A 20780-nucleotide genomic window follows, 5' to 3' on the forward strand; every position below is an offset into this window, starting at 1 on the left:
ATGCCGTCGCTCGTGACCCCGGCTGCAGGCGCAAAAAAACCCGCAGGCTTGCGCACTGCGGGTGGGTGGGTGCCGGACCTGCCGCGCTACAGCCTGTAGCGCGGGCAGCCATCACCAGGGCCGGATTACTTGACCAGCTGGGCCAGATCGCCTGCGGCGTACTTCTTGGCCATCTGTTCCAGGCTGTAGCCCTTGATCTTGCCGCCCTGGCCTTCGCAGCCGAACTCGATGTAGCGGGCCTTGCAGACCTGCTTGGCGGCTTCGCGGGCCGGCTTGAGCCATTCGCGGGCATCGAACTTGTCGGGGTTCTCGGCCAGGAACTTGCGCACCGCGCCGGTCATGGCCAGACGGATGTCGGTGTCGATGTTGATCTTGCGCACGCCGTACTTGATGGCTTCCTGGATTTCCTCGACGGGCACGCCGTAGGTTTCCTTCATCTTGCCGCCGTACTGATTGATGATGGCCAGCAGTTCCTGGGGCACCGACGAGGAGCCGTGCATCACCAGGTGGGTGTTGGGGATGCGGGCGTGGATTTCCTTGACGCGGCTGATGGCCAGGATGTCGCCTGTGGGCTTGCGGCTGAATTTGTAGGCGCCGTGGCTGGTGCCGATGGCGATCGCCAGCGCGTCCAGCTGGGTGGCCTTCACGAACACGGCAGCTTCCTCGGGGTCGGTCAGCATCTGGCTGTGGTCCAGCTTGCCGACGGCGCCGATGCCGTCTTCCTCACCGGCGTCGCCGGTTTCCAGGTTGCCCAGGCAGCCCAGTTCGCCTTCCACGGTGGCGCCGATCTGGTGGGCCATGGCCACCACCTTCTGGGTCACGTCGACGTTGTAGTCGAAGGACGAGGGGGTCTTGCCGTCGCTCATCAGCGAGCCGTCCATCATCACCGAGCCGAAGCCCAGGTTCAGCGCGCCCTGGCAGATTTCGGGTGTGGTGCCGTGGTCCTGGTGCATCACCAGGGGAATGTGGGGGTACTGCTCGGCAGCGGCCTGGATCAGGTGCTTGATGAAGGGCTCACCGGCGTACTTGCGGGCGCCAGCGCTGGCTTGCAGGATCACGGGCGCGCCGACTTCGTCAGCCGCCGACATCACAGCCTGGACCTGTTCCAGGTTGTTCACGTTGAAGGCGGGGATGCCATAGCCGTTTTCAGCGGCATGGTCGAGCATTTCGCGCATCGAGATCAAAGGCATGGTCGTGGTTCCGTTAAAAGTGGATCAAGGGCACGGTGGCCGCAAGGAAACGTGGCCGTAACCACGTGGTAACCGGTCGATTTTAACGATTTGCCCGCACAGTGGCACCGGCAGGGGAAAGGCCGCGCGGGGTCTCCCTGTCGGACGGTGCCGCCTCCCGGCCCGGCGTGCGGCCAGAAGCCCTGGCCGCGCAGTGCGCCGGAACGCGGCCCGCAGCCGCAGCGCCCGGCGCCTGCACCCCGGCTCACTCCACCTGGCAGATCTTCAGCATGTTGCTGCCGCCGGGCTGGCCCATAGGCTCGCCGCAGGTGATAGCATAGACATCGCCGCTTTGCACGATGTTGCGCATGCGCAAATGGTTTTCTGCCTGCTCCAGGGCGGTGTCCCGGTCGGCGCTGGTGTCCATCAGCAGCGGGCGCACATTGCGGAACAGCGCCATCTTGCGCTGCGTGGCCACCTTGGGGGTGAGCGCGTAGATGGGAATGTGGATGCGGTGGCGGCTCATCCACAGCGCGGTGGAGCCGCTTTCCGTCATCGCCACAATGGCCTTGGCCCCCAGGTGGTGGGCGGTGAACAGCGCGCCGATGGCGATCGCCTGGTCAATGCGGCGGAACTGGCGGTCCATGAAGTCCGAATCCTTGCGCGGCTCCTCGGCGGCCTCGGCGGCGGCACAGATCTCGGCCATGGCACGCACGGTCTCCAGCGGGTACTTGCCGGCCGCGGTCTCGGCGCTGAGCATCACCGCATCGGTGCCGTCCAGCACGGCATTGGCCACATCGCTGACCTCGGCGCGCGTGGGCACCGGGTTGGTGATCATGCTCTCCATCATCTGGGTCGCCGTGATGACCACCTTGTCCATCTCGCGGGCCATGCGGATCATTTTCTTCTGCAGCGCCGGCACGGCGGCATTGCCCACTTCCACGGCCAGATCGCCGCGCGCCACCATGATGCCGTCGGAGACGCGCAGGATGGCCTCCAGCTGGGGAATGGCTTCGGCGCGCTCGATCTTGGCGATCAGCCCCGGGCGGTGGCCGCTGCCTGCCGCCGCCACGCTGCACAGCTGGCGTGCCATTTCCATGTCGGTGGCGTTCTTGGGAAAGCTCACCGCCACATAGTCCGCGCCCAAGCCCATGGCGGTCTTGATGTCCTCCATGTCCTTGGCCGTCAGTGCAGGGGCCGTCAGCCCGCCGCCCTGCTTGTTGATGCCCTTGTTGTTGGACAGCTCGCCGCCGATGGTGACCGTGGTGTAGACCGCATCGCCCAGCACGCGGTCCACGGTCAGCACGATCAGCCCGTCGTTGAGCAGCAGCACATCGCCCGACTTCACATCGCGCGGCAGCTCCTTGTAGTCCAGGCCCACGCCGCCCAGATCACCGGGTTCGGTGCGCGCAGCATCCAGCACAAAGGGCTGGCCGGCTTCCAGCATCACCTTGCCGGCCGCAAACTTGCCCACGCGGATCTTGGGGCCCTGCAGGTCGGCCATGATGGCCACTTCCCGGCCCACGCGCTGGGCCGCAGCACGCACCATGGTGGCGCGGTCGATGTGGTCCTGGGCCGTGCCGTGGCTGAAATTCAGGCGCACCACGTTGACGCCGGTGGCAATCATCTGGGCCAAGAGTTCCGGCTCGCTGGAAGCGGGGCCCAGGGTGGCAACAATCTTGGTGGCGCGGCGCACCTGCAGGTGGGTGTAGGGGACGGGGATGCTCATGGATTCCAGCTATCAAAGGGAAAGGGCCAGGGGATCAGGTCAGCCCATGGGACAGTGCCAGGGCCAGGGTATGGGCCACTATGGCCGCTCCCAGCCCGTGGCGCCAGTAGATGTAACCCGCCAGCAGGCCGAAGACGGTGTGGTTCAGCAGCACATAGGCCAGCAGCTCCGGGGAGAGCCCGCCCATCAGCGCCATGGCTGCCGGCAGATTGGAAGCGGCACCCAGCAGGGCCGCCAGCGCGATGACCGTCCACACCAGCCCGCTGCGGGGGGCGCCGCCACGCGGCTGCAGCATGCGCCACAGGGCGAACAGCAGCACGCTCATCATGCCCCAGCGCACCAGCAGCTCTTCGGCCACGCCGCTGTACAGCAGCTTGATCCACAGCGGCAAGGCCTGCACCGGGTCGCCCGGCGCCAGCGCATCCGGGGTGAGCTGGGCCAGCGTGACCATCCAGGCGGCGCCCATCACGCCGCCGGCCACGCCGGGCAACCACATCTGCTGCAGCGCCGTCACCGGCCGGCTGCGCCGCTGCACCAGGGAGCCCAGCATGGGTGCGCCCAGACCGACCCGCGGGGACAGCCAGGCGCCAAAGAACACGGCCGCCGCCAGCAGCAGCAGGCTCTGCACGCTGCCCATCACCGGCAGGGCCCAGCCCGGCAGGTGGCCACTGGGCAGGCGCTGGCCCACCTGCCACGCCATGCCGACCACACCGGGCAGGCCCAGCAGCCACAGCAACAGGCTCAGCCGCAGCGGCTGGCGCAACTCCTCGGCAGGCAGGGACACAGGGGCGTCGTCGTCGGAGGCGGGGTGCATCATGGCGACGGGCAGGGCGGGCGGGAGGGAGAAGGCAGCAAGGCGTGGTCTCAGGCGCGCATCAGCGCTTCGATGTCATCGGGCTCGACCGGCACGCCGCGCGTCAGCAGCTCGCAGTCACCGTCGGTGACCACGGCGTCGTCTTCGATGCGGATGCCGATGTGGTGGAACTGCTCGGGCACGCCGGGCGCCGGGCGCACATAGATGCCGGGCTCGATGGTGGTCACCATGCCCGGGTGCAGGATGCGGCTGGGGCGGTTGGTGATGGTCTCGCCCGACAGCGGGTCCTTGCGCTGGCTGGACTGGCCCAGCTCGCTGGCCTCCACATAGCTGCCGCAGTCGTGCACATCCATGCCCAGCCAGTGGCCGGTACGGTGCATGTAGAACTGGAAGTAGGCGCGCGAATCGATCACATCCTGGGCCGTGCCGTAGGTGGACTTGTCCAGCAGCCCCAGATCCAGCATGCCCTGGGCCAGCACGGCCACGGTGGCATCGTGCGGGTCGTTGAAACGCCGGCCGGCACGGGTCACGGCAATGGCGGCCTTCTGGCTTTCCAGCACCAGTTCGTACAGCGCGCGCTGGGGACCGGTGAAGCGGCCATCGGCCGGGAAGGTGCGGGTGATGTCGCTGGCGTAGCTGTCCAGCTCGCAACCGGCATCGATCAGCACCAGCTCGCCGGCACGCACCGGCGTATTGCCGGCGCGGTAGTGCAGCACACAGGCATTGGCACCTGCCGCGACGATGGAGTCATACGCCACGCCCTGGGCGCCGCCCTGACGGAATTCGTGCAGCAGCTCGGCATCCAGGTGGTATTCGCGGCAGTCCTCGCCGGCGCGCAGCATGCGGGCCGAGCGCTGCATGGCACGCACATGGGCGCGGGCGCTGATCACGCCGGCGCGGCGCATCACGTCCAGCTCATAGGCATCCTTGACCAGGCGCATGTCATCCAGCAGCGCACAGACATCGCCCTGCGCCGTGGGGCACAGCGCACCATAGCGGGAGCGGGCGCGCACGGCGGTGAGCCAGCCTTCCACCTGGGCGGCCAGGCCCTCGTGCGTGGCAAACGGGTACCAGACGCGCTCCTGGTTCTCCAGCAGGCGCGGCAGGCGGCTGCCCAGTTCCGTGACGGGATAGGCGGCATCCACCCCCAGGCTGGCCACGGCGGCTTCCGGACCCAGGCGGTAGCCGTCCCAGATCTCGCGCTCCAGGTCCTTGGGCTGGCAGAACAGCGTGCTGCTGCCGTCGGCCGCCAGCACCAGCGTGGCCTGGGGCTCGGTGAAGCCGGTCAGGTAGTAGAAATAGCTGTCGTGGCGATAGAGGTAGCTGTTGTCGCGGTTGCGCCCCCGCTCCGGCGCAGTGGGAATGATGGCAATGCCACCGGCGCCCAGTTGGGCAGCCAGGCGCGCGCGGCGTTGGGCGTAAACAGAGGTCATGGCAGCTATCGTAGCGCTGCCGCGACCCGCTGCGCGCCAGATGGCCGCCCGGAGGCCGCCAGGGGCCAAAATTTGTGGCGCCGCCCCCACCCGCACCACGGGTGCCGGCCCGGCCTAGCAGGTGCAGGTGCAGGTGGCTTACGCCAGCAGCATGCTCACCCCGGCCACCAGCAACAGGCTGCAGACCATCCACTGCAGCACCCGGGTGGACAACGGCGGCGGGTATTTGGCCAGCAGCCAGGTGACGCCGGTCACCACCGGCACGGCCACGGCCGCCGTGAGCAGCGACGACCAGCGCATCCCGCCCGAGGGGATGACGATGCCTAGGCGCAGCACGGTATTGGCCAGGAACATCACCAGCAGGCACTGGCGCACCAGGGCCGCCGGCAACGGCTGGCGGTACAGGTGGTAGACCATGGGCGGCCCGGAGGTGGAAAACAGCCCGCCCAGCAGGCCGGACAGACCGCCTGCCACCCACATGGAGCCCGGCCCTGACAGCGTGGCGCGCTGGCTTTTCTGCAACAGCAGCACGATGGCGCAGGCAATGATGGTCACACCCAGCAGCATGCGCAGCACGTTCACCAGATCGCCGCTGAGCCAGTGCAGCAGCGCCAGCCCGCCCACCACGCCGATCAGGCTGCTGGCCAGAATCGGTTTGAGCATGTCCCAGCGCGGCTGGAACGGGTGGCTGCGCAGGTAGACCACGCCGTTGACCAGGGACAGCAGCCCTGCGACGTTGGCCGCATCGGCAATCGGCATCAGGTGCAGGGCACCGGCCATGCCGACAAAAATCAGCCCGAAGGCGAAACCGGTGAGGTTCTGGCAGGCCGACGCCACGACCACCACCGCTATCAACCACCCGTAGGTGCTCCAATCCACATCCATATGCCTGTCCGTTGGCGGCGCTTGCCCCGGCCACCCATGGGGAATTCAACAAAAACAGGAGCTGCCTGCGGTACCAGGCCGGCACATTGCACCACTTTTATTACGCCAACGTTTGCTGCGTCAGCGACAGGTGCTCTGCTTTTCAGGCCGATGCATTCAGCTGGGCCAGCCGCTCGGGCGTGCCCACATCCACCCAGAGGCCGCGGTAGACGCTGGCCCCCACGCGCCCGGCATCCATGGCACGGCGCAGCAGCGGCGCCAGCGGCGCGGCCCCGCCCTGCGGGTTGCCCGCGGGAAGGTCGCACCAGGGCGCGCCAAACAGTTCGGCCTTGAGCAGCGCGATGGTGCTGTAGGTATAGCGCGGCAAGGCCGCCAGCGCGGCGCTGGCCTGCGTTTTTGGCACGTTCACGGCGCGGCCCTTGTCGTGGCCCGGCACACTTTCCGCCAGGCCGAAGTCGCCTTGCGGGTTGTGCGCCGGATTGGGCACCAGCCACAGATGGGCCAGATCGTCGCCGGCGGCAAACGCGTCGTGTGCCGCGGCATCGAACACGAAATCCGGCGCAAACACATCACCTGCCGCCAGCCAGAACACGGGCGGCAGCTGCGGCAGGGCGCGGGCAATGCCGCCGGCCGTTTCCAGCGCATGGCCGAAATCCGCGCCTTCGTGCGAATAGCGCAGGCCGCCGGCCGCCGCCAGCGCGGGCCAGGCCGCGTTCAGGTGCGCGGGAATCTGCGTTCCCAGCCAGGCGGTGTTCACCACCATATGGCCCACGCCATCGCGCTGCAGCGCGGCCACATGCCAGTCCAGCAGCGCGCGGCCCCGCACGGCCAGCAGCGGCTTGGGGGTGGTGTCGGTCAGCGGGCGCATGCGCTCGCCACGGCCTGCGGCCAGCAGCATCGCAGCGCGGGAGTGGGGTTCTGCCGGTAAAGAGCTCATGTCCTGTCCTGTCTTGCGCGGTGTCAGGCCTGCACCGCAGCCGCTACTGTAGGGCTTGTGGCGCTCACATTTCCACGTAGCAGCGTGATTTCCGACTGCGCTGCCCCCGCGCTGCACAGGGGGCTCTGTAACCCGTATGAAACTCGCCGCAGCCACATCGGTAAAATCCCGCCCATCTCTTTGCACACTCACCCCTCGGAGCTGCCCTCCATGGCAAACACCCAAATGATGGCCAACGCAATCCGCGCGCTGGCTATGGACGCTGTTCAACAAGCTAATTCCGGCCACCCCGGAGCCCCCATGGGCATGGCCGACATGGCCGTGGCGCTGTGGAGCCGCCACCTCCAGCACAACCCCGTGAACCCGCACTGGGCCAACCGCGACCGGTTCATCCTGTCCAACGGCCACGGCTCCATGCTGATCTACGCCCTGCTGCACCTGACCGGCTACGAGCTGCCTCTGCAGGAACTGAAGAACTTCCGCCAGCTGCACAGCAAGACCGCCGGCCACCCCGAAGTGGGCGTGACACCGGGCGTGGAAACCACCACCGGCCCGCTGGGCCAGGGCATCACCAATGCCGTGGGCTTTGCCCTGGCTGAAAAGCTGCTGGCCGCCGAATTCAACCAGGACAAGCACGCGATCGTGGACCACCACACCTTCGTGTTCCTGGGCGATGGCTGTCTGATGGAAGGCATCTCGCACGAAGCGGCCTCCCTGGCCGGCGCCTGGAAGCTGAACAAGCTGATCGCGCTGTACGACGACAACGGCATCTCCATCGACGGCAAGGTCACGCCCTGGTTCGTCGACAACACGCCCGAGCGTTTCGAGGCCTACGGCTGGAATGTGATCCGCGCCGTGGACGGTCACAATGTGGACGCCGTGGACGCTGCCATCGCCGAAGCCAAGAAAAGCGCCACCAAGCCCACGCTGATCTGCTGCAAGACCAGCATCGGCAAGGGTTCGCCCAACCGCCAGGACACCGCCAAGGCCCACGGCGAACCCCTGGGTGCCGAAGAAATCGCGCTGACCCGCGCCGCACTGGGCTGGACCTACGGTCCCTTCGAAATCCCCGCCGATGTCTACACCGACTGGGACGCCAAGGACCAGGGCGCCAAGGCCGAAGCCGCCTGGGACAAGAAGTTCGCCGCCTACGCCAAGGACTACCCCGAGCTGGCCGCTGCCTTCACCCGCCGCATGGCCGGCAACCTGCCCGACAACTTCGCCGAAGTGGCCGCGCAGATCGCCTCCGATGCGCATGACGCCGGCGCCACCGTGGCCAGCCGCAAGGCCAGCCAGCTGGCCCTGGAAGGCCTGACCGCCGCGCTGCCCGAACTGCTGGGCGGCTCCGCCGACCTGACCGGCTCCAACCTGACCAACACCAAGTCCACTCCCGCTTTCCGCGTGGACGACAACGGTGCCGTGGTCAAGACCGAAGAAGGCAAGATCGGCCGCCACATCAACTACGGTGTGCGCGAGTTCGGCATGGCCGCCATCCTGAACGGTGTGGCGCTGCACGGTGGTTACATCCCCTACGCAGGCACCTTCCTGACCTTCTCCGACTACAGCCGCAACGCCATCCGCATGGCCGCGCTGATGAAGCAGCGCGTGATCCACGTGTTCACCCACGACTCCATCGGTCTGGGCGAAGACGGCCCCACCCACCAGTCCATCGAGCACGCCGCCAGCCTGCGTCTGATCCCCGGTCTGGATGTGTGGCGCCCCGCGGACACCACCGAAACCGCCATGGCCTGGGCCGTGGCCATCAGCCAGAAGAACCGCCCCACGGCCATGCTGCTGTCGCGCCAGAACCTGGCCTATGCGCCCAAGAGCGAAGACGCGCTGGACAACATCGCCTGCGGCGGCTACGTGCTCTCCGAGCCCAAGGACGTGGGCCTGAAGGGCAAGAAGGCCCAGGCCGTGATCATCGCCACCGGCTCCGAAGTGCAACTGGCCCTGGCGGCACAGAAGCAACTGGCAGAGAAGAAGATTGCCGTGCGCGTGGTCTCCATGCCCAGCACCACCACCTTCGACCGCCAGGACATGGCCTACAAGCAGTCCGTGCTGCCCGCCGGCCTGCCCCGCGTCGCCGTGGAAATGGGCGTGACCGACTTCTGGTGGAAGTACGGCTGCGCTGCCGTGGTCGGTATCGACAGCTATGGCGAGTCGGCTCCCGCACCGGTGCTGTTCAAGCACTTCGGCTTCACCGCCGAGAACGTGGCCGACACCGTGCGCGAAGCTTTGCGCCGCAACAAGTAATCACGATCAAGACGCCCACCCTGGCTTGGCTTTGGTGGGCGTTTTGCCTAGAGTGATCCGGTTTTTGTTTTCACCATCCCTAGAGACGAGGCAACCATGACCATCAAGGTAGGTATCAACGGTTTTGGCCGCATTGGCCGCAACGTGCTGCGCTCCGCAGTGCAGAACTTCAGCGACATCGAAATCGTTGGCATCAACGACCTGCTCGAGCCCGACTACCTGGCTTACATGCTGAAGTACGACAGCGTGCACGGCCGCTTTGACGGTGAAGTCTCCGTCGAAGGCAACACCCTGGTCGTCAACGGCAAGAAGATCCGCCTGACCCAGGAACGCGACCCCGCCAACCTGAAGTGGAACGAAGTCGGCGCCGACGTGGTGATCGAATCCACCGGCCTGTTCCTGACCAAGGAAACCGCCCAGAAGCACATCGACGCGGGCGCCAAGAAGGTGATCCTGTCCGCTCCTTCCAAGGACGACACCCCCATGTTCGTGTTCGGCGTGAACCACGCCACCTACAAGGGCGAAGCCATCATCTCCAACGCCTCGTGCACCACCAACTGCCTGGCTCCCGTGGCCAAGGTGCTGAACGACAAGTGGGGCATCAAGCGCGGCCTGATGACCACCGTGCACGCAGCCACCGCCACGCAAAAGACCGTGGACGGCCCGTCCAACAAGGACTGGCGCGGCGGCCGTGGCATTCTGGAAAACATCATCCCCTCCAGCACCGGCGCTGCCAAGGCTGTGGGCGTGGTGATTCCCGAGCTGAACAAGAAGCTGACCGGCATGTCCTTCCGCGTGCCCACCTCCGATGTGTCCGTGGTCGACCTGACCGTGGAACTGAACACCGAAGCTTCCTACGAAGAAATCTGCGCCGAAATGAAGGCACAGTCCCAAGGCGCTCTGAAGGGCGTGCTGGGTTACACCGAAGACAAGGTGGTGGCCACCGACTTCCGCGGTGAAACCTGCACCTCCGTGTTCGACGCCGAAGCCGGTATCGCACTGGACAAGACCTTCGTGAAGGTCGTGTCCTGGTACGACAACGAGTGGGGCTACTCCAACAAGTGCCTGGAAATGGTGCGCGTGGTGGCCAAGTAAGCCTAGCGGCTTCCCTGCACGGATCGCTGTGCAGGCCTTGCGGCTCCGCAGCGATCCGCCACCAAAAAAGCCAGCCCGGCAACGCGGCTGGCTTTTTTGCATCTGCGGGATACCGCTTGCCGCTGGTGAAGGCGGCTAACGGCGGATGGCGGCTTATTCGATGCGGCCACCGGCCGCCTTGACGATCTGGCCGGCCGCCACCCAGTCGTCTTTCAGCAACTGCTGGAATGCCGGCACCGGCAAGGTCCCGGCTTCCACGCCCACGCGGGCCAGGCGCTCTTGGACCACGGGTTCGGCCAGCACCTTGCGCACCGCGGCATTGATGCGCTCCACCTCGGCGGCGGGTGTGCCGGCCGGCGCCAGCAGACCCAGCCAGGAATCGAAGGCATAGCCGGGCACGCCGGCCTCAGCCACCGTGGGCACATCGGGCAGGAAGCGCGAGCGCTGCTGGCCCGAATACGCCAGCAGCTTGACGCGCGGATCATGCTGGAAGGCCAGCATGCCGATGGTGGCGCCGGTGACCAGTTGCACACGGCCGGCCAGCAGCTCGGTGGTGGCGTCGCCTGTGGACTTCATTGGAATATGCTGCAGTTGCACGCCGCTTTGCGCCGCCAGCAGGGCACTGGCCAGGTGGGAAGCGCTGCCATTGCCCGCCGAGGCATAGTTGAACTGGCCCGGCTGGGCCTTGGCACGCTGCAGCAAGGCCGCCAGCGAGCCGATGCCGCTGCTGGCGGGAACACCCACCACATAGCCGGTGCGGCCCAGGAAGGAGACGCCGACAAAGTCCTTCTGTGCGTCATACGGCAGCTTGGCGTACAGGTGGCTGGCCAGGTTGTGGCTGGCAGCCGCCAGCACCAGGGTGTTGCCATCCGGCGCTGCCTTGGCCACCTGGGATGTGCCCACGCTGCCGCCCGCGCCCGCGCGGTTTTCCACCACCACAGTGGCGCCCAGGGCCTGGCCCAGTTCGTTGCTGAAGGTGCGGGCCACGGTATCTTGTGTGGCACCGGCACCGAACGGCACCACGATGCGGATCAGGCGCTCGGCCTGGGCGGCAGACGCAAAGGAAACGGCCACGGCAGCAGCCAGCAGGGAACGGCGGGCGAGGGGGGAGAAGATCATCGCGACAGTCATACAGGGGGGAAGAAAAAAAGCACCCACCTGCGCAGCACGACAGCGGCAAGGCGCCTGTGTATCGCAGGGAGTGCGAGCCCCCGATTCTGGCCAGCCACCCTGTGAAACCCAACCAATCATTTGCCATGTGCAAACTACCAAATCAACCGAAGGCCCGGGGGCTGCCGTCACTGGGCGATGCTCAGGCTCCGGGCGCCACCACCAGGGTTGCACGACAGTTGCCACGCCCGGAGGCCGCATGATGGACGCCATGACTGCACCCTCTTCCCTGCACGCGCCGATCGGCTTTGACGATTTTCTGCAAGTGGAACTGCGCGTAGGCCGCATCGTGGCGGCCGAAGTGTTCCCCCAGGCGCGCAAGCCCGCCTACCTCCTCCAGGTGGACTTCGGCCCGGCCCTGGGCCTGCGCAAGTCCAGCGCCCAGATCACCCAGCTCTACCAGCCTGAAGAGCTGGTGGGCCGGCAGGTGGTGGCGGTGCTGAACTTTCCCAAAAAGCAGATCGGTCCCATCCAGTCCGAATGCCTGGTGACCGGCTTTCACAATGCAGACGGCCATGTGGCGCTGTGCGTGCCGGACCGGGAGGTGCCACTGGGCACCAAGCTGCTCTGACGGTGGCTGGAGGCGCCGGCTTCAGGCGTGCTCGCGGCCTCCGGCGCTGTCCGTGGGTGGCACCATCGCTGCCGCCAGAAAATCCAGAAACGCCGTGATGCGTGCCGCCAGCGCGGTGTTGCGGTAGTACACGGCATGGATGGCCTGGCGCTGCAGCACGGTGGACTGCGGCAACACCTGCACCAGCGTCCCCTGGGCACGGTCGCGCACGGTCATGAAGTCGGCCAGACAGACCACGCCCTGACCAGCCAGCGCCAGCTGGCGCATGGTCTCCCCGCTGGAGGCCGTGAGCTGGGGCGCCGCATCCCAGCGTTCGCCGCCATCGCTGGTGCGCAGCGGCCACTGGTTCAAGCCCGGCACCTGGCTGTTGCCTATGCGCTGGTGCTGGGCCAGATCGGCCACGCTGCGGATGCGCGCATGCTCTTCCAGATAGGCCGGGCTGGCCAGCACCCGCAGCGGGCTGTGGCACAGCAAGCGCGCGTGCAGCGTGGAGTCACGCAGCGCACCAATGCGGATGGCAATGTCGGTGCGCTTTTCCAGCAGGTCGATGTGCAGATCATCGGTGTTCAGCTCCAGCGTGATCAGCGGGTAGCGCGCACGAAACGCCGCCACCAGCGGCACCACCACATGCAGCATGAAAGGCGAAGCGGCATTGACACGCAGCGGCCCCGCCGGGGCCTGGCGCCGCACGGCCAGGTCCTCCTCGGCGGCGTCCAGGGCCTCCAGCACGGCACGGGCCTGTGCCAGAAAGCGCGCGCCTTCCTCGGTCAGCTCCAGCTTGCGCGTGGTGCGGCGCAGCAAGGTGGTGGCCAGTTTTTTCTCCAGCCGCGACAGGCTGCGGCTGATGCCGGACGTGGTCTGGTCCAGTTGCAGGGCCGCAGCCGTGATGCTGCCGGTGTCGACCACGGCCCGAAAGGCCAGCAGTTCTTCCAAAGTGGATTGCATGGGCCCGAGCTTGGCGCAATTGTTGATTTTCAGTCAATTATTTTCTGTGGATTCAGGGCTTTTTCTGCAGAGATGGCTGGGCCACACTGCAGCCATGCTTCGTGATGGCCCCGCAACGCCTTGCCACCGCGGTGGCAGCACCTGCCATTGCCTCCTCCCCCGGCGGTGTCCGGCCACCGGCGCCGCCCCTGTTTTGAAAGCCTTCCCATGACCGATACCCTGGCACACCCCGCTGCCGCTGCCCTTTCCGTGGTCCCGCCGCTGGGCCTGGGCACTTTCCGCCTGAAGGGCGATGTGGTGCAACAGTCCGTGCGCACCGCCCTGGAGCTGGGCTACCGCGCCATTGACACCGCGCAGATCTACGAGAACGAGGCCGATGTGGGCAGCGCCATCGCCGCTAGCGGCGTGCCGCGCCAGGACCTGTTCCTGACCACCAAGATCTGGGTCGCCCACCTGGGTGCCGATGCCCTGATCCCCAGCATGCAGCAAAGCCTGGAGTACCTGCGCACCGACCATGTGGACCTGACGCTGATCCACTGGCCGTCGCGCGACGTGCCGCTGCAGGACAGCCTGCGGGCCCTGCAGCGCGCCAGGGAACTGGGCCTGACGCGCCACATCGGTGTCTCCAACTTCAACACCGCGCTGCTGCAGCAGGCCATCGACACCGTGGGTGCCGACCAGATTGCCACCCACCAGATCGAGCTCAGCCCCTATCTGCAAAACCGCGCTGTCGTGGACTTCGCGCGCCAGCACGGCATCCACACCACGTCCTACATGACCCTGGGCTATGGCAAGCTGCTGGGCGAGCCGGTGCTGACCGAGATCGCCACCGCCCACGGCGCCAGCCCCGCCCAGGTGGCGCTGGCCTGGGCCATGCAGCACGGGATCGCCGTGATCCCCTCGTCCACCCAGCGCGCCCACCTGCAGAGCAATCTGGCCAGCCGCACGCTGCGCCTGAGCGCGGACGACATGGCCCGCATCGATGCGCTGGAACGCGGCGACCGCCAGGTCAGCCCCGAAGGCCTGGCCCCGGTGTGGGACTGAGACCTGCCTCCTGCGGTCCGCACGCCACAGCGCGCAGGCCACAAAAAAAGCTCCTGTCGGAGCTTTTTTTTGACGGCAAGGCCGTCCCCGTGAGACGACCTGAGGCCCCATGGGGCCCGTACTTCAGGCCGTGATCTGGATGGCGCCCAGATCGACGTATTCCAGAAACTCTTCGCGTGACAGCGTCACGGTGACGGGCTGGCCCTCGCTGGTCCAGGACACCACCATGCTGGCGATGGCCAGGTCCACCACGACGTCCTGGCCCCGGGGTATCGGCTCCAGCGGACCGTCTCCCACACGGTGCTGGACCAGGCCCGCAATCCGGGCAGAGAAGCGTGCTGGCAGGCCGTCGGTGTCGCTGTCGTCGGCTGGGTCGGGAATGGGGGGATGGGTGCTCATGCGCAAGTTCCTTTCCTTGTGATGGGCCGTGCAATCCGGCCGCGTGCTGTCATGCAGCAACGGGACACCCACTCTAGCTGCCGCCGGTCCCACCGTCTGTCAGCCAAGGCGCTGTATCCGGCCCAGCCCCGTCAACGCCTACTTCGGCCCCCGGCCACAGGGCCCGGCCGGTCACCCGCCGCAGCGGCGGGCACAAAAAAAGGCCGCCTGTCCGGCGGCCTGTGCGCACAGGCGAGGGGCCCTGCACGGGCTCCGGGCCTGTGGCCCTCCAACCCTAGCCCACGGCGGGGTCTTCCACACCGCGCACGCTCTCGCGACCGTTCTTGTCCTTGAGCTTGCCCAGATCGGTGTCCACCGCACGCAGCAGCTTGTCCACGGCCACGGCAAAGGCTTCATGCACCTTTTCGGCCTCGGCATTCACCGCAATCGGGGGTCGGCCATTGGCACGGGTTTCCAGCACGCAGCGCTTGCCGGGGCCACCGGTGCTTTTGAGGGCATCGACGCCGGTGAGGTAGACCTCCACGCGCTGCACGTAATCCTTGAGTCGTGCCAGACGGGTGTTGATTTCTTCCTGGGCCCACTGCGCGAGCGAATCGCCGCCCTGGATGGAGTCGTCGGCATGAACTTGAACTTGCATCAGCTTCCTCCTTGTTGCCTTGCTGCCGCGCATGGCCTGCGCAGCGGTGAAACGGCTTCACCCGCCACGGCCCGCTCGGGTTGACCTGGTGGTACTTGCCCGGCTCCGGCCTGCCATGCACGGTTTCATGATGCCCCAGTTCGGCCTGCGGCGCAGCCTTTCGTCGCCACGAGAAGGACGCCTGTTGATGTCCGTCAAGTCCTACTTCGTGGCCCGGCAGCCACAGTCAATGGCACACCAGTGCGCATGCAGACTGCCTCAAACACTTCCAAATTCATAGCAAACAGCACAAAGTAGCCCGAAGTTGCAGGCGTCGCCAGATGTACATCCCGTTCTGCCGTACGACTGCGCCTACATGTAAAACCCGGATCGACTGCGCACAAAGGGGCGCATGCGCACTAGCATGGATGCTCATGACCGCGCCCGCCTCCCGCCGCTTGAAGATTGGCCTCTCGGCCTGTTTCTCCCATGCCGACCCTTACCGGCCGCTGTTCACCGGCAAGACACTGCAGTATGTCGAACAGTCGATCGCCCACTGGATCATGTCCAGCGGCGCCATGGTGGTCATGGTGCCCTGCCCCACCGGCGAAACCGCGCGCGGCGACGTGACGCTGGCGCATTACGCCGAATGGCTGGATGGCGTGGTGATGCACGGCGGTGCCGACGTGTGGCCCGGCAGCTATGGCGAGGAACCGCTGCAGCCCGAATGGCTGGGCGACCGGGTGCGTGACCTGTACGACATGGCGGTGGTGGAGGCCTTCAGCCAGGCCGGCAAGCCCATCTTCGGGGTCTGCCGCGGCCTGCAACTGATCAATGTGGCCTTTGGCGGCACGCTCTACCAGGACATCGAAACCCAGGTGCCCGGCGCACAGCAGCACCGCAACCCGATCACCTACGACAAGCACCAGCACGACATCGCCATCGTGCCCGGCAGCCGCCTGGACCGGCTCTACCCGAATCAGCCACGCGCACGGGTCAACAGCATCCACCACCAAGGCATCAAGAACGTGGCGCCGGGCTTTGACATCGAGGCCTGGAGCATTCCGGACCGCATCCCCGAAGCCATCCACCGCCGCATCGGCGGCAAAAGCTATATCGCGGCCACGCAGTGGCACCCCGAGTTCCGCGACCCCGAAGGCCGCACCCTGGACGACCGCGTCATTCTGGAAGATTTTCTGGCCGCCTGCGAACGCGCCCAGGTGCGTCCGGCACTGAGCCACAGCCCGTTCCAGATCCGCGACCGCGCGGCCCGCATGCTGCGGCGCGCCCTGCTGCGCAAGCGCTGAGCACCGGCTGCGCCGGTGCTCCAGCAACGACACAGCCGCCCGCAGGCGGCTGTGTGCAAGGGGTTGGCAAAGGGCTGCCCGCCGGCGTCTCAGCGCGCCAATACCGCCCGCTCCGCCACCCGCACCGCACGGCGTGCGCGGCGCTTGCGTTCCCAGATGACGATGCCGGTGACCGAGAGCATCACCACCATCAGGCCCATGAGCGACATCAGGATGCGCCCCGGCATGCCCAGGATGCGCCCCGAATGCAGCGGCAGCTGCAGCTGCACGAACACATCGGCCGCCGTGCCGTGCCAGGGGCGGTGCATGCCCAGCACCGTGCCGTCTTCCGCACTGACGTAGATGTTCGACATCTCCATGCCCATGGCCCCCATTTCGTCCGTGGGATCAAAGAACGACACGTTGTAGAACGGGAAGTCCCCGCCGTACCAGATGCCGCCGGGCGTGTGGGCAAAGCCCAGGCGCTGGCCCTCGGCACGCGCAATGTCGATGGCCTGGGCGAACGAGATCTTGGGCTGGATGAAGCTGCCGTAGGGCGCAGGCTTGATCGTCTCGTACGGACCGGGCGTGGTGGTGGAGATCTGGCGCATCACCGGGTAGAACACCTCGCGGTACAGGTTCAGCGAGAACGAGGTGAACGCCACCACGATGATGATGCCCCACACCCACAGGCCGCCCGCACGGTGCAGGTCGAAGTTGAGCTTGTAGCCCCCGGCACGCCAGCGCACCACCCAGGACGGCTGCCAGCGCCCCCACCAGGAACGCGCCGGTGCCGCCGTGCGCTGGGCCGTACCACGGGCCGCCAGGCGCCGCGGCAGCGTCAGGTACAGGGCCACAAAGCTGTCGATCAGCCACATCAGCGCCACGCCTCCCATCAGCCAGAAGCCCCAGCGGTCGCTGCCCCAGAAGGCGGGCATGTGCAGGCTTTCGTGCAGGTGGCGCAGCCAGGGCATCAGGTTGCGGGTGCTCAGCGCAATGCTCTTGGAATCACGGTGGCCGGTGACCTGCGCGGTCACCGGGTCCACGAACACATTGTTGTAGCCCAGCACATAGGGACGGCCGGTGGCCGGGTCCTGGCGCGGACGCACCAGGAAGGAGGCGGCATGCCCCTCCTCCAGTCCCAGGGTCATATAGGCCACTTCGGCACGCGGATCGCTGGCCTCGACGGCGGCGGCCAGCGCCACCGGGTCCTGCAGCGCGCCGCGACCCGGCGTGTGCATGATGTCGGCGTTGAGCCATTCATCGAGTTCGTGGTCCCAGGAGATCACCGCCCCTGTGGCGCCCGCCACGATCAGGAACAGGGCCACTGTCAGCCCGATCCAGCGGTGGACCACGGTCCAGAATTCACGCATGCAGTGTCACCTTCAGAAGTCCATGCTGGCGCTCAGGGTAAAGGTACGCGGGGCACCCAACACCAGATAGCCAGAGCCTGGGTAGCCGCCCACCGAGGCCCAGTAGTTGCGATCCGCCACATTGTCCACGCGGGCACGCAGCGTCAGCAGCTTGCCCTGCACTTCGGTCATGTAGCGCACGCCCAGATCCAGGCGGTTCCAGCCGCTGACACGCAGGGTGTTGGTGGCATTGGCGTAGGTGGCGCCGGTATGGACCACGCGCGCATCCAGCGTCAGGCCTTGCACCGCAGGCACATCCCATTCCGCGCCTGCCGTGGCCTGGAACTGCGGCACACCGATCACACGCTTGCCGTCGGTGGTGCTGCTGCCGGTGCTGCGCTGCTTGGCATCCAGCCAGGTGGCACCACCCAGCAGACGCAGGCCGCGCACGGGCTCGCCGAATACGTTCAGCTCCACCCCCTGGTGGCGGTCTTCGCCCGAAGATCCAAAGATGCGGGTGACCGGGTCAAAGGCCGAACGGGGCTTGTCGGTCGAGAAGAAGGCCAGTCCACCGCCAATCTTGCCGCCGTCGTACTTGACACCGACTTCCTTTTGCTTGGCGACGTAGGGCGCGTGCTGCTCGCCGACATTCGCAACGGCAATCCCGCCGGAAGTCGCCGGCGCGGTGTCACCCTGCACCAGACCTTCGATGTAATTGCCGTACAGCGACACCTGCGGCGTCAGCTTGAACACCGCACCCACCACCGGGCTGGTGCGGCTCTTGTCATAGGCTGAAGAAGGCGCACCGCCGGCACTGGTCTGCACGCCGTTGTTGACAACGCGGTAGGTCAGCGACTCGGATTCGAGCGTCTGGTGGCGCACCCCCAGGGTCAGCAGCGCCTTGCCATCCAGCAGGGACAGGGTGTCGCCCAGCGCGTAGCTTTGCAGCGTGACGCCGCGGTTGTAGGCCGGGTTGTTGAGATCGTTGCCCAGGAACGTCAGTCCGGTGATGGCGTAGGACGTCGGGTTGTAGATGTTGGTGTTGAGCGTATTGCCCGCCCCGGTGCTCATGCCGTAGGCGTTGTACACCTTGAGGTCGAAGTGCGAGTAGCTGGCCACCAGTTCATGGCCCACGCTGCCGGTCTTGAACTTGCCGCGAATGCCCAGCTCGCCTGTGCTCACATGGTCTTCCCGGGCGTTGTCGAAGCGGCTGGTGGTGGCAGCGCCATTGCCGGCCGCCGTCAGGGTGACATTGGCCAGCGCGTTGCGTTCCTTGCTGCGGCGCAGGCCATAGGCGGCCCAGGCGGTCACATCGTCATTGATGTCCCATTCGCCACGGAAGGTGCCGAACAGATCGCGCTCGTTGGAGTACGACCAGGGCTGGGCCCAGTTGGACGATGCGTCGGGCGCGCTGGGGATCACCGCCACAGAGCCGGGCGTGACATTGGTGCGCGTCTCTTTCAGGCGGTTGTTCTGCCAGCCGATATCGCCCGACAGACGCACATTGCGGCTGCGCCAGTCAACGCCCAGCGACAGCAGGTCCAGCTTGGCGCTTTCCTGGTCGGTGGCCGTGTCACCGCCGCGGTGCGCGGCATTCAAACGCAGGCCCGTGCTTTGGTCCGGGCCGAAACGGCGGCTGATGTCTGCCGAGACCGTGGCCTGGCCGCCGCTGGACACACCCACGCCCACGCGGTTCAGGGGCTCGTTAGCGGCACGTTTGGGCAACAGGTTGATGTTGCCACCCAGGCCACCGCCGTTGGGGCTGGCACCGGTCAGGAAGGCCGAGGCACCGCGCAGCACTTCCACGCGCTCGAACAGCTCGGTGGCGATGTACTGGCGCGGCAGCAGGCTGTACAGGCCGTTGTAGGCCACATCGTCCGAGCTCAGGGTGAAGCCGCGGATGAAATACGCTTCCTGGAAGTTGCCGAAACCACGCGCCACCCGCACCGTCGGATCGTTCTGCAGCACATCGCCCACGCTCTTGGCCTGGCGGTCCTGGATCAGCTCATTGGTGTAGCTGGTGATGGAGAACGGCGTGTCCATGTTGTCGCGCGTACCCAGAATGCCGGCACGGCCGCCGCGTGCCACCTGGCCGCCGGCATAGGGCTTGGACAGACCTTCGGCCGAGGCGTCGGCGCTGGCTTCGACGGTGACGGTTTCCAGCTCAGTGGCGGCGGCCTGCGCCCAGACACTGGCGCCAGAGGCCCACAAAGACAAAGCGACCGCAATCGGTCGCAGGGGGAATGCTGGATGGCTCATAGACACAGGGATGTTGAAGATTGTCAACGTAATTTTATTGACAATCATTCTCACTCGTATATCCACATTCCTGACAAGGACGCCGTCTGTCGCTCCTTGCACACAGTGTCGCATTCCATGTAAGCACTCGCTTTTTCCGCGCAACCCTGGTGGAAGGCGAGGCAGAGAGCAGCGCTTCGGCACAAAAAAACCGCCCGAAGGCGGCTGCTCTCACGGGCCGGAAGCGGTGCAGACCCTGCGTGCCCTGGCAGTGCCACGGCACGCGGCGGGCACACCGCCCCCTCCCTCTCAGTGGTGGTGGCCGTGGCCGCCATGCACATGGCGGTGGGCAATTTCCTCTTCGGAAGCCGCACGCACTTCGCTCACGGTGCAGGCAAAGCGCAGGGCCTGGCCGGCCAGCGGATGGTTGCCGTCCAGCTGGACCACCGGGCCCTTGATCTTCACCACGTTGTAGATCTGGGGCAGGCCCTGGTCGTTGGTGCCGCGCAGCTGGCCGCCCACCTTCACGCCGGGGGGGAACTCGCCTTTGGGGATGGTGCGCAGCAGGCTTTCGTCGCGTTCGCCGAAGGCGTCTTCGATCGCCAGGTCCACGGTCAGTGCATCGCCGGTCTGCTTGCCTTCCAGGGCCGCTTCCACCTTGGCAAAGATGTTGTCGTAACCGCCATGCAGATAGGCCACGTCGCCCTTGTCCAGCAGCGGACCGGCCAGACCGCCTTGCAGCAGCGCGTGGATCTTGTAGTGGATGGTGACGGCGGTGTCTTTGGTGATGTTCATGCTCTGCAATCAAAAGCGGGGCGGCTGCCTGCGCAGCCACCCCGTT

At 66.6% G+C, this 20780-nt stretch carries 18 protein-coding genes; 5 read left to right on the forward strand and 13 right to left on the reverse strand.

Annotation, left to right across the window (positions count from 1 at the left end):
- Positions 1–125: 125 nt before the first annotated feature.
- The 6 genes from fba to QM470_RS17855 form a co-directional block, all read right to left on the reverse strand.
- Positions 126–1190: a class II fructose-bisphosphate aldolase gene (fba, locus tag QM470_RS17830; RefSeq protein WP_283340199.1), complete on the reverse strand. Its 1065-nt coding sequence runs from the start codon at positions 1188–1190 to the stop codon at positions 126–128.
- 244 nt (positions 1191–1434) lie between these two features.
- Entirely contained in the window at positions 1435–2871 is a 1437-nt protein-coding gene (gene pyk, locus QM470_RS17835; protein ID WP_283340291.1) for a pyruvate kinase, read from the reverse strand.
- A gap of 61 nt (positions 2872–2932) precedes the next feature.
- The gene (locus tag QM470_RS17840; protein ID WP_280013625.1) at positions 2933–3715 is read right to left on the reverse strand and encodes a CPBP family glutamic-type intramembrane protease; all 783 of its coding nucleotides are present in this window, start codon (positions 3713–3715) and stop codon (positions 2933–2935) included.
- A 47-nt stretch (positions 3716–3762) separates the two neighbouring features.
- Positions 3763–5145 carry an aminopeptidase P N-terminal domain-containing protein gene (locus QM470_RS17845; protein ID WP_280013628.1) on the reverse strand — a complete coding sequence of 461 codons (1383 nt, stop codon included), beginning with the start codon at positions 5143–5145 and terminating at the stop codon, positions 3763–3765.
- A gap of 138 nt (positions 5146–5283) precedes the next feature.
- Entirely contained in the window at positions 5284–6030 is a 747-nt protein-coding gene (locus QM470_RS17850; RefSeq protein WP_283340200.1) for a sulfite exporter TauE/SafE family protein, read from the reverse strand.
- Between the two features lie 142 nt (positions 6031–6172).
- The gene (locus QM470_RS17855) at positions 6173–6967 is read right to left on the reverse strand and encodes a nucleotidyltransferase family protein (RefSeq protein WP_283340201.1); all 795 of its coding nucleotides are present in this window, start codon (positions 6965–6967) and stop codon (positions 6173–6175) included.
- Positions 6968–7177: 210 nt separating this feature from the next.
- On the opposite strand from QM470_RS17855, the gene tkt reads away from it, so the two are divergent.
- Both tkt and gap read left to right on the forward strand, forming a co-directional pair.
- Positions 7178–9223, forward strand: a complete 2046-nt coding sequence (tkt, locus tag QM470_RS17860) for a transketolase (protein ID WP_283340202.1) — start codon at positions 7178–7180, stop codon at positions 9221–9223.
- Positions 9224–9319: 96 nt separating this feature from the next.
- On the forward strand, positions 9320–10318 hold the full coding sequence (gene gap / locus QM470_RS17865) for a type I glyceraldehyde-3-phosphate dehydrogenase (RefSeq protein ID WP_066538004.1): 999 nt from the start codon (positions 9320–9322) through the stop codon (positions 10316–10318).
- Positions 10319–10471: 153 nt separating this feature from the next.
- On the opposite strand, the gene QM470_RS17870 is transcribed toward gap, so the two are convergent.
- The gene (locus QM470_RS17870) at positions 10472–11437 is read right to left on the reverse strand and encodes a tripartite tricarboxylate transporter substrate-binding protein (RefSeq protein ID WP_283340203.1); all 966 of its coding nucleotides are present in this window, start codon (positions 11435–11437) and stop codon (positions 10472–10474) included.
- A 262-nt stretch (positions 11438–11699) separates the two neighbouring features.
- Here QM470_RS17870 and QM470_RS17875 point away from each other — a divergent pair, with 262 nt between their 5' ends.
- Complete coding sequence (locus QM470_RS17875) at positions 11700–12059, forward strand: tRNA-binding protein (RefSeq protein WP_283340204.1); 360 nt, start codon at positions 11700–11702, stop codon at positions 12057–12059.
- A 21-nt stretch (positions 12060–12080) separates the two neighbouring features.
- On the opposite strand, the gene QM470_RS17880 is transcribed toward QM470_RS17875, so the two are convergent.
- Complete coding sequence (locus QM470_RS17880) at positions 12081–13004, reverse strand: LysR family transcriptional regulator (RefSeq protein ID WP_283340205.1); 924 nt, start codon at positions 13002–13004, stop codon at positions 12081–12083.
- Positions 13005–13211: 207 nt separating this feature from the next.
- On the opposite strand from QM470_RS17880, the gene dkgB reads away from it, so the two are divergent.
- Positions 13212–14048 carry a 2,5-didehydrogluconate reductase DkgB gene (dkgB, locus tag QM470_RS17885; protein ID WP_283340206.1) on the forward strand — a complete coding sequence of 279 codons (837 nt, stop codon included), beginning with the start codon at positions 13212–13214 and terminating at the stop codon, positions 14046–14048.
- A gap of 123 nt (positions 14049–14171) precedes the next feature.
- On the opposite strand, the gene QM470_RS17890 is transcribed toward dkgB, so the two are convergent.
- Both QM470_RS17890 and QM470_RS17895 read right to left on the reverse strand, forming a co-directional pair.
- A complete protein-coding gene (locus QM470_RS17890) occupies positions 14172–14447 on the reverse strand; it encodes a hypothetical protein (RefSeq protein ID WP_218333206.1) in 276 nt (91 codons plus the stop codon).
- Between the two features lie 274 nt (positions 14448–14721).
- Positions 14722–15084, reverse strand: a complete 363-nt coding sequence (locus QM470_RS17895) for an HPF/RaiA family ribosome-associated protein (RefSeq protein WP_066538017.1) — start codon at positions 15082–15084, stop codon at positions 14722–14724.
- 413 nt (positions 15085–15497) lie between these two features.
- On the opposite strand from QM470_RS17895, the gene QM470_RS17900 reads away from it, so the two are divergent.
- Positions 15498–16370 carry a gamma-glutamyl-gamma-aminobutyrate hydrolase family protein gene (locus tag QM470_RS17900; protein ID WP_066538019.1) on the forward strand — a complete coding sequence of 291 codons (873 nt, stop codon included), beginning with the start codon at positions 15498–15500 and terminating at the stop codon, positions 16368–16370.
- Positions 16371–16459: 89 nt separating this feature from the next.
- Here QM470_RS17900 and QM470_RS17905 read toward each other — a convergent pair whose 3' ends face one another.
- From QM470_RS17905 to QM470_RS17915, 3 genes are all read right to left on the reverse strand, one after another.
- Positions 16460–17722, reverse strand: a complete 1263-nt coding sequence (locus tag QM470_RS17905) for a PepSY-associated TM helix domain-containing protein (RefSeq protein ID WP_283340207.1) — start codon at positions 17720–17722, stop codon at positions 16460–16462.
- 12 nt (positions 17723–17734) lie between these two features.
- Positions 17735–19960, reverse strand: coding sequence for a TonB-dependent receptor (locus QM470_RS17910; RefSeq protein ID WP_283340208.1), 2226 nt, complete (start codon positions 19958–19960; stop codon positions 17735–17737).
- Positions 19961–20248: 288 nt separating this feature from the next.
- A complete protein-coding gene (locus tag QM470_RS17915; protein ID WP_066538025.1) occupies positions 20249–20734 on the reverse strand; it encodes an FKBP-type peptidyl-prolyl cis-trans isomerase in 486 nt (161 codons plus the stop codon).
- Between the last annotated feature and the right edge of the window lie 46 nt (positions 20735–20780).

The organism is Comamonas sp. 17RB (assembly GCF_030056555.1).
Taxonomy (GTDB): domain Bacteria; phylum Pseudomonadota; class Gammaproteobacteria; order Burkholderiales; family Burkholderiaceae_C; genus Comamonas; species Comamonas terrigena.

Bases quoted from the DNA above. Each gene is read 5' to 3' on its own strand.
- QM470_RS17875 (WP_283340204.1), top strand. From the start codon at position 11,700: ATGACTGCACCCTCTTCCCTGCACGCGCCGATCGGCTTTGACGATTTT.
- QM470_RS17855 (WP_283340201.1), bottom strand. From the start codon at position 6,967: ATGAGCTCTTTACCGGCAGAACCCCACTCCCGCGCTGCGATGCTGCTG.
- QM470_RS17910 (WP_283340208.1), bottom strand. From the start codon at position 19,960: ATGAGCCATCCAGCATTCCCCCTGCGACCGATTGCGGTCGCTTTGTCT.
- QM470_RS17850 (WP_283340200.1), bottom strand. From the start codon at position 6,030: ATGGATGTGGATTGGAGCACCTACGGGTGGTTGATAGCGGTGGTGGTC.
- QM470_RS17845 (WP_280013628.1), bottom strand. From the start codon at position 5,145: ATGACCTCTGTTTACGCCCAACGCCGCGCGCGCCTGGCTGCCCAACTG.
- fba (WP_283340199.1), bottom strand. From the start codon at position 1,190: ATGCCTTTGATCTCGATGCGCGAAATGCTCGACCATGCCGCTGAAAAC.
- QM470_RS17880 (WP_283340205.1), bottom strand. From the start codon at position 13,004: ATGCAATCCACTTTGGAAGAACTGCTGGCCTTTCGGGCCGTGGTCGAC.
- QM470_RS17840 (WP_280013625.1), bottom strand. From the start codon at position 3,715: ATGATGCACCCCGCCTCCGACGACGACGCCCCTGTGTCCCTGCCTGCC.
- dkgB (WP_283340206.1), top strand. From the start codon at position 13,212: ATGACCGATACCCTGGCACACCCCGCTGCCGCTGCCCTTTCCGTGGTC.
- tkt (WP_283340202.1), top strand. From the start codon at position 7,178: ATGGCAAACACCCAAATGATGGCCAACGCAATCCGCGCGCTGGCTATG.
- QM470_RS17905 (WP_283340207.1), bottom strand. From the start codon at position 17,722: ATGCGTGAATTCTGGACCGTGGTCCACCGCTGGATCGGGCTGACAGTG.
- QM470_RS17890 (WP_218333206.1), bottom strand. From the start codon at position 14,447: ATGAGCACCCATCCCCCCATTCCCGACCCAGCCGACGACAGCGACACC.
- QM470_RS17870 (WP_283340203.1), bottom strand. From the start codon at position 11,437: ATGATCTTCTCCCCCCTCGCCCGCCGTTCCCTGCTGGCTGCTGCCGTG.
- QM470_RS17895 (WP_066538017.1), bottom strand. From the start codon at position 15,084: ATGCAAGTTCAAGTTCATGCCGACGACTCCATCCAGGGCGGCGATTCG.
- QM470_RS17900 (WP_066538019.1), top strand. From the start codon at position 15,498: ATGACCGCGCCCGCCTCCCGCCGCTTGAAGATTGGCCTCTCGGCCTGT.
- QM470_RS17915 (WP_066538025.1), bottom strand. From the start codon at position 20,734: ATGAACATCACCAAAGACACCGCCGTCACCATCCACTACAAGATCCAC.
- gap (WP_066538004.1), top strand. From the start codon at position 9,320: ATGACCATCAAGGTAGGTATCAACGGTTTTGGCCGCATTGGCCGCAAC.